A 7,007-nucleotide genomic window follows, 5' to 3' on the forward strand; every position below is an offset into this window, starting at 1 on the left:
ACCGGTGTGCGCCCCGCCACGGCGGCCCCGGGCGGAGAGGAGTAGCGTGGAGGTTCTCCCGATCACCGTGAAAGGTCCGCCGTGCCGCTGCCCCTGTCCGTCATCGACTTCGCCACCGTCCGCAAGGGCGCGTCCGTGGGCGAGAGCTTCGCCGACTCCGTGCGCCTCGCCCAGCACGCCGAGCGCCTGGGGTACCTGCGGGTCTGGTACTCGGAGCACCACAACATGCCCACGATCGCCTCCTCGGCCCCGGCCGTGCTGATCGCCCACGTCGCCGCGCACACCTCCACCGTCCGCCTGGGCGCGGGCGGCGTCATGCTGCCCAACCACTCCCCCCTCGTGATCGCCGAGCAGTTCGGCACCCTCGCCGAGCTGCACCCCGGACGGATCGACCTGGGCCTGGGCCGGGCCCCCGGCACGGACCTGCGGACGGTGCGGGCCATGCGCCGGGACCCCTCCGCCGCCGAGCAGTTCCCGCAGGACGTCCGCGAGCTGCAGGGCTATCTCAGCGGCCGCTCGCTCGTCCCGGGGGTCAGCGCCGTGCCGGGCGCCGGGACGGACGTGCCCCTCACGATCCTGGGCTCCTCGCTGTTCGGCGCCCAGCTCGCCGCCGCCTACGGGCTGCCCTACGCCTTCGCCTCCCACTTCGCCCCCGACGCGCTCGTGGACGCCGTGGCCGCCTACCGCGCCGGGTTCCGTCCCTCCGAGCAGCTCGCGGAGCCGTACGTCGTCGCGGCCGTCAACGTCATCGCCGCGGACACCGCCGAGGACGCCGCCGAACAGCTCGGGACCGCCCGGCGCGAACGGGTGCGCGCCATGGTGGGCCGCGGCCGCGAGCTGAGCGAGGCCGAGCTGGACATGGTGATGGACAGCCCCGCCGGGCAGCAGATCCTGCACATGCTGCACTGGTCGGCCGCGGGCACGGGCGACGAGGTCCGGTCCGCCCTGGAGGACTTCGCGGTCACGGCGGACGCCGACGAGCTCATGATCGCCCCCGCGTCCCCCACCCAGGAGCAGGTGCTGCGCTCCCTCGAGCTCCTGGCCGGGGCCTGGGGTCAGGACGCCGGGACAGACCTTCCCTCCGCCGCGTCGCGACTGTAAATTCAGGGAGTCACCGGCGTCCGCCGTCACGGCGCCGCCCCCGGGAGGCGCCACCGCCCCCCGAAAGGTCCCCGCCATGTCCTCAGTCACCGCCCGACGCACCGTCACCGCCCTGGCCGCGGCGCTCGCCCTCTCGGGCGCGGCCGCCTCCCCCGCCGCCGCGGCCCCGCGCACCGTCGAGGTCGTCAACCTCGGCGACTCCTACTCCGCGGCCTTCGGCACGGGCGGGCTCCAGGCGGTCGAGGGCGTTCCCGGCTGCGTCCAGGGCACGGGACGGGACCACGTCGACAAGCTGGACGCGCACCCCCGGATCGAGGTGACCCTGGACGCGGCGTGCGCCGGCTACGAGACGCACCATGTGCGGAAGCTCGTCGCCACGGAGCCGGTCGCCGACGCCCTCGACTCGGCCGACCTGGTGACACTGACCCTGGGGGGCAACGACATCGGGTGGGGCGGGTTCATCGAGGCGTGCAGCGCCCCCGCCGAGGCCGCCTACGGTCCGGCGCCGTGCGACGCCAAGCTCGCGGAGGCCCCCGCGCTCATCGCGTCCGCCGCCGCCTCCGCGGGCAAGACCGTCGCGGCCGTCGACGCGGCGTCGGACGCGCGCATCGTGGTGCTGGGCTATCCGCACCTCTTCGACGACCGCGCGGACAGCCCGCTGATCTCCGCCGAACGGGCCGCCCAGCTCAACGACTGGACCGACGAGCTCAACGCGGCTCTCGCGGCCGGCGTGGAGGAGGAGGGCGCCGTCTTCGTGGACGTCACCGACCGCTTCCGCGGCCACGGCGTCGGCTCGGCTGACCCGTGGATCCTCTTCGGCCCCGACGCCAGCAGCCACAACCTGCACCCGACCGAGCGCGGCTACCTGTCCGGCTACTTCCCGGGGCTCCTCGGGCACGCCGCCCGGGCCCGCTGACCGGTCCCCGGGCACGACGAGGCCCCCGGACCGTCGGTCCGGGGGCCTCGTCGTGCCCGGTGCGCCACCGGCTCCCGGCCGGGGTGCGGCCGGGCGCGGGTCAGGCGTTCTTCGTCTCGTCCTTGACGGACTGCGCCGAGTCCTGTGCGGAGGACTTCAGGTGCTGGGCCTCGCCCTGGCCCTGCTGCTTGACCTCCTGGGCGCCCGACTGCGCGGTCTCCTTGACGGACTGCGCGGCCTCCTGGGCCGGCTCCTTCAGGTCCTGGGCGACCTCCTGCGCCGCGCCCTTCGCGGACTCGACCACGTGCTGGGCGTGGGGCTGCACCCGGTCCGCCGCGTCGGCGACGAGCTCCTGCTCCTTCTGCGTGGAGGGCAGCAGCGAGCCGACGAGCCAGCCGGCGCCGAGGGCGATCAGACCGGCGGCCAGCGGGTTGCCCCGGGTCTTCGCCCTGGCCGTGGCCGGGGCGTTCTGCACGGCGCCGCGGGCCTGGTCGGCGCGGTACGCTGCCTCGTCCCTGACGTCACCGGTGGAGTAGCCGCCCACCGTGAACTCGTCGTCGGAAGAACCCATGACTCGCTCCCTCACTCCGTGCACGGTGTCCTGGACCTTGCCGCGGACCTTGTCCTTCTGCCGCTCGACGACGCGCTCGGGCGTCACCTTCTCCGCGACGGCGTCGACGTCGGAGCCGAGCCGAGCGCGGGTGGCCTCGATGTCGGCGCGGATCTGTTCGGGGTTCTGCTGGCTCATCGGTTCTCCTTCTTGGAGGGCTTCACGGTGTCCGGGATCTCGGAGACGGTCTCGCGGGTGAGGGGCAGCGGATCCTGGGTCGCCTCGGTCATCTCCCGCTTGCCCTCGTTGAGGTTCTTCTTGCCCATCGCGGCGAGGATGCCGGCGATGACGGCCCAGAGCACGGCCACGATGACCGAGGACCAGGCCAGGCCCACGAGGTTGCTGAGTCCCCACATGAGCGCGAGGGACAGGAAGAGCAGGACGAAGTGTCCGGCCACGCCGGCCCCGGCGAGCATGCCGGCGCCCTTGCCCGTGTCCTTGGCGGACTGCTTGGCCTCCTGCACCGCCTGCGTCGTCTCGGCCTTGGCGAGCGCGATCTCCTGCTGGATGAGGGTGGAGAGGTTGGTGCTCAGCGACTTGAACATCTCACCGAGCGACTCGTGCTCCGCCCTGTCCTCGGCGTCCGAGGGGGGAATGGGATGGCTCATCGACGGTCGCCCTCCTGATCGGGATAGACGGTGCCGGGCACGCGGTCGGTGTAGGTGCGGGCCGCCTCGCCCTGCTCGTCGGAGCGGTAGGCGTAGGGGTCGGCCGGGGTGTAGCCCGAGGTCTCGGTCGCCGTGAGGTTGCGGTCGTAGCCCTGGTCGTAGACGGCGCCGGTGGCGACGCCCGTCCCGGCCGCGGTGCCCTGGTCCTGCCGGCCGGAGACGCCGAAGTACTCCTTGGCGCCCTGGCGGTCGGTCGCGATCTCGTCGCTGTCCTTGACGCCGCGGGTGGCGCGGCCGGCGAGGAGCCCGATGCCGGCCGCCAGGGCCAGGAAGGTCCCGGGGCGGCGGGCCGCGAACCGGCGGACGTCCTGCAGCAGGTCCTGGGCGTCCTTGTTCTCCAAGGAGGAGGCCATGGAGTCGACGCGCCCGGAGACGCTGCCGAGCAGACCCGTGACGAAGTCCGTCTCGGGCTTCTCACCGCGGGACAGGGCGTTGATCTCGTCGCTGACGGAGCGGACGCTCGAGGCGATGCGCTCCTGCTGGGGGGCCACCTGGTCCCTCAGGTCGCTCCGGAGCTGGCCGAGGAGGTTCTGCGCCTGGGTGGTGGCCTCCTGCTTGACGGCTCCGGCCTGCTCCTTCGCCGTCTCCTTGACGCGCTGGCCGGAGCCGGCGGCCTCGTGCTTCAGCTGGTCCGCCTCGGCCTTGCCCTGCTCCGCCGCGACGTCCTTCTTGGACGAGGTGCCGGTGTCGGCCGCGTGGCTCGAGCCGGCGTCGTAGGGGGTCGGGTCATAGGGGTTGGTGGTCATGATTCCGCCTTTCTGGAACATTTCATAAGTCCACTGATGGTGCGGGCTGGTTCTAGCCTAGGTCGAAGGCTCCACGGAGCCAAGACCTTCGCCGGATCGGCGCGTCCTCACGGCGACGGGCTGCCGCCGTTGACGTTGAGGGTCTCGCCGATGACGTAGCTCGATTCGGAGGAGGCGAGGAACACGTAGGCGGGGGCCAGTTCCGTGGGCTGGCCGGCCCTGCCGAGGGGCGTCGACTGCCCGAACTCGGGCAGTGCGTCCTTCGGCTGCCCGTCCGAGACCTGGAGAGGCGTCCAGAACGGTCCCGGCGCCACCGCGTTGACGCGGATGCCCTTGGGTGCCAGCTGCTGGCCGAGGCCCTTGGTGAAGTTGTTGATCGCCGCCTTGGTCGACGCGTAGTCGAGGAGGTCCGGCGACGGCTGGTACGCCTGGATCGACGTCGTGTTGATGATGGAGGACCCCGCGGGCAGGTGCCGCAGCGCCGCCTTGGTGATCCGGAACATCGCCACGATGTTGACGGTGAAGGTGTCGACCAGCTGCTCGTCGCTCAGGTCCTCGAGGCTCTCGACCGCCACCTGCTTGCCGGCGTTGTTGACGAGGATGTCGAGCCCGCCCAGCCCGTCCACGGCGTTGTCGACCAGGGCCGCGCAGAAGTCCTTGTCGGTCAGGTCCCCGGGGAGGAGGACGGCCGTGCGACCGGCCTTCTCGATGGCGGCCTTGACCACCTGCGCGTCGGGCTCCTCGTCCGGGAGGTAGTTCAGGGCGACGTCGGCGCCCTCCTTGGCGAACGCGATGGCGACGGCCGCGCCGATGCCCGAGTCCGCCCCGGTGATCAGGGCCTTGCGCCCCTCCAGCCGACCGGTCCCCCGGTAGGAGAGCTCCCCGCGGTCGGTCCTGGGCTCGAGCTCGACGTCCAGGCCCGGCTCGGGCTGGTCCTGCTTCGGGGGCGACAGGACGGGGTATCGCGTCACGGGGTTCTGGAACGCGAGCTGGTCCACCGTCTCGCGGTCGGCGTTCTCCGGGTTGCCGCTGTTCGTCTCGGCCATGCTCCACTTCCCCTCGTCGTGCACTGATCTGGACAGCATACTGATGATACGGTCGGCAGGACAACGGCTTCTCTGTGGGAGAACAGACACCCCGCGCCACCGTGACGGAGGGACCGCCGAGGGGCACGGGGTGCAGGAACGTACCGCCGCGGGGTGACCGCGCTCAGGCCTCGAGACGGTGCAGGAAGTTCTCCAGGGCGTCGTCGAACGCGGCCGGCTGCTCGAGGTTGGGGGTGTGCCCGGCGCCGTCGACGACGACGAGCTCCGCCCCGGGGGCCAGCTCGGCCATCCGCTGGCCGGCGCCGCCGTCGAAGGCGTCGTCCGCGCCCACCACGACGAGCACGGGGATCCGGGCGCTGCGGAGCAGCTCGGTGAAGTCCCGGCGCTCGGCGCGCCCGCGCATGGCCGCGGCGGCCCCCTTCGCGGGAGCGTTCTGCAGCATGGCCAGCACTTCGGCCGCCACCCCGGGGCGGGTCTCCACCGTCGACTCGGCGACCATCCTGCCCAGGACGTTGCGGCCGTAGGCCTCCATGCCGCCGGCCAGCATGGCGTCCGCGGCGACGTGGCGGCGCCGCCTGCCGGCGGCGTCCTCCGCCTCGGGGACGGTGTCGTTGACGACCAGCGCCCGGACCCGGCCGGGGTGGCGGTGGAGGAGCTCCATGGCGATCTGGCCGGACATCGAGAACCCGACCACCACCGCCCGGTCGACGGCCAGGTGCTCGAGCAGCGCGGCGACGTCGTCCGCGAACTCCTCGGTGTAGACGATCCCCTCGGTGACCTCGGACCCGCCGAAGCCGCGCAGGTCGGGGGCGATCACGCGCCAGCCGCGGGAGGCGAACACCTCGACCTGACGGGTCCACATGCTGCGGTCGTAGGCGTGACCGTGCAGCAGGAGGAGCACCGGCCCCTCCCCCCGGTCGGTGTAGGTCATGGTGACCCCGTTGATCCGGGCGGTGGCGGGACTGACGTCGGGCATGGTGGGAGACCCCTCTCTCGGGCGTACGGCAGGAACGCTCCCAGGGTAGCGAAGGACGCCGCCGCAGGGCCGGGTCTCACCCGCGGCCGGAACGGCCCGCGGTCATTCGACGACGCCGCAGGCCAGCCGCGAGCCGGCGTCGCCCGTGCCCAGCGTGGCCTCGTCGAGTCCGCCGGGGGCGTAGCGCTCCGGGACGTTGGCGTGGTTGTCGGGGCCCGAGTGGACCATCACGGCGCTGCCGTCGTCGTCGGCCACGAGGTCCTGGACACCGAAGCGGTCGGTGACCGTCGTGAGGAAGCCCGCCCCCTCCTCCGTCACCAGGAGACCGGGGAGGTCGCCCCGGTGGCCGGGGTGCTCGGCGTCCTCGTTCCCGAGGTGGCCACCCGCGGAGAGGAACGCGCCCGTGGTGCCGGGGTCCCCCGGGGCCGTGCTGTCGGGCTCGCAGAGGCCGGTCGCGTGCACGTGCAGTCCGTAGAAGCCGGGCTCGAGTCCCTGCACCTCGGCCACGACCTCCGTGCCGGCGGCGACCTCCGAGAAGCTGACGCTGCCGACCTCCGCGCCCTCGGCGTCCTGGAGGACGGCGCGGGAGCCGGGAGCCGCCTCCGGGGCGGCCGACGTCTCCTCGACCACGGCGCTGTCGTCACCGCCCCCGCCGCAGCCGGCGAGCACCAGAGCAGTCGTTCCGATCACTGTTGCCATCAGCCTGCTCCGTCGCACGGCTCCTCCTCGTCGTCACCGGGTCCTGGTCCTCGACCATAAGCCGTGGTCGGAGGGGATTCAACGAAGACGATGGGTGTTAAATGCGGGGAGCCCCCGCACCGTGTGGTGCGGGGGCTCGACCCTGGTGGTGTGGTTCGGCGGTGTCCTACTCTCCCACACCCTTCCGGGTGCAGTACCATCGGCGCTGCGGGTCTTAGCTTCCGGGTTCGGGATGGGACCGGGCG

At 72.8% G+C, this 7,007-nt stretch carries 8 protein-coding genes and 1 rRNA gene; 2 read left to right on the top strand and 7 right to left on the bottom strand.

Annotation, left to right across the window (positions count from 1 at the left end; genetic code table 11):
- Positions 1-81 precede the first annotated feature (81 nt).
- Both H488_RS31010 and H488_RS31015 read left to right on the top strand, forming a co-directional pair.
- Positions 82-1,101 carry an LLM class flavin-dependent oxidoreductase gene (locus tag H488_RS31010; protein WP_017834103.1) on the top strand — a complete coding sequence of 340 codons (1,020 nt, stop codon included), beginning with the start codon at positions 82-84 and terminating at the stop codon, positions 1,099-1,101.
- A 76-nt stretch (positions 1,102-1,177) separates the two neighbouring features.
- Positions 1,178-2,017 (top strand): GDSL-type esterase/lipase family protein, encoded by an 840-nt coding sequence (locus H488_RS31015; protein ID WP_017834104.1) that lies wholly within the window; start codon positions 1,178-1,180, stop codon positions 2,015-2,017.
- Positions 2,018-2,117: 100 nt separating this feature from the next.
- Here the strand turns inward: H488_RS31015 and H488_RS31020 are convergent, their stop codons facing one another.
- From H488_RS31020 to rrf, 7 genes are all read right to left on the bottom strand, one after another.
- Complete coding sequence (locus H488_RS31020; protein WP_017834105.1) at positions 2,118-2,765, bottom strand: DUF3618 domain-containing protein; 648 nt, start codon at positions 2,763-2,765, stop codon at positions 2,118-2,120.
- Positions 2,762-3,235, bottom strand: coding sequence for a phage holin family protein (locus H488_RS31025; RefSeq protein WP_017834106.1), 474 nt, complete (start codon positions 3,233-3,235; stop codon positions 2,762-2,764). Before H488_RS31025 ends, H488_RS31020 begins: the two co-directional genes overlap by 4 nt.
- Entirely contained in the window at positions 3,232-4,041 is an 810-nt protein-coding gene (locus H488_RS31030; RefSeq protein ID WP_051063798.1) for a hypothetical protein, read from the bottom strand. The genes H488_RS31025 and H488_RS31030 overlap by 4 nt, the downstream gene beginning before the upstream one ends.
- A gap of 107 nt (positions 4,042-4,148) precedes the next feature.
- Positions 4,149-5,087 carry an SDR family oxidoreductase gene (locus tag H488_RS31035; RefSeq protein WP_017834107.1) on the bottom strand — a complete coding sequence of 313 codons (939 nt, stop codon included), beginning with the start codon at positions 5,085-5,087 and terminating at the stop codon, positions 4,149-4,151.
- A gap of 163 nt (positions 5,088-5,250) precedes the next feature.
- Positions 5,251-6,063: an alpha/beta fold hydrolase gene (locus H488_RS31040; protein ID WP_017834108.1), complete on the bottom strand. Its 813-nt coding sequence runs from the start codon at positions 6,061-6,063 to the stop codon at positions 5,251-5,253.
- Positions 6,064-6,165: 102 nt separating this feature from the next.
- A complete protein-coding gene (locus H488_RS31045) occupies positions 6,166-6,762 on the bottom strand; it encodes a superoxide dismutase family protein (protein ID WP_081615813.1) in 597 nt (198 codons plus the stop codon).
- Positions 6,763-6,915: 153 nt separating this feature from the next.
- Positions 6,916-7,007, bottom strand: a 5S ribosomal RNA gene (rrf, locus tag H488_RS36160); the annotation flags it as partial.

The organism is Kocuria sp. UCD-OTCP, assembly GCF_000349605.1.
GTDB lineage: Bacteria > Actinomycetota > Actinomycetes > Actinomycetales > Micrococcaceae > Kocuria > Kocuria rosea.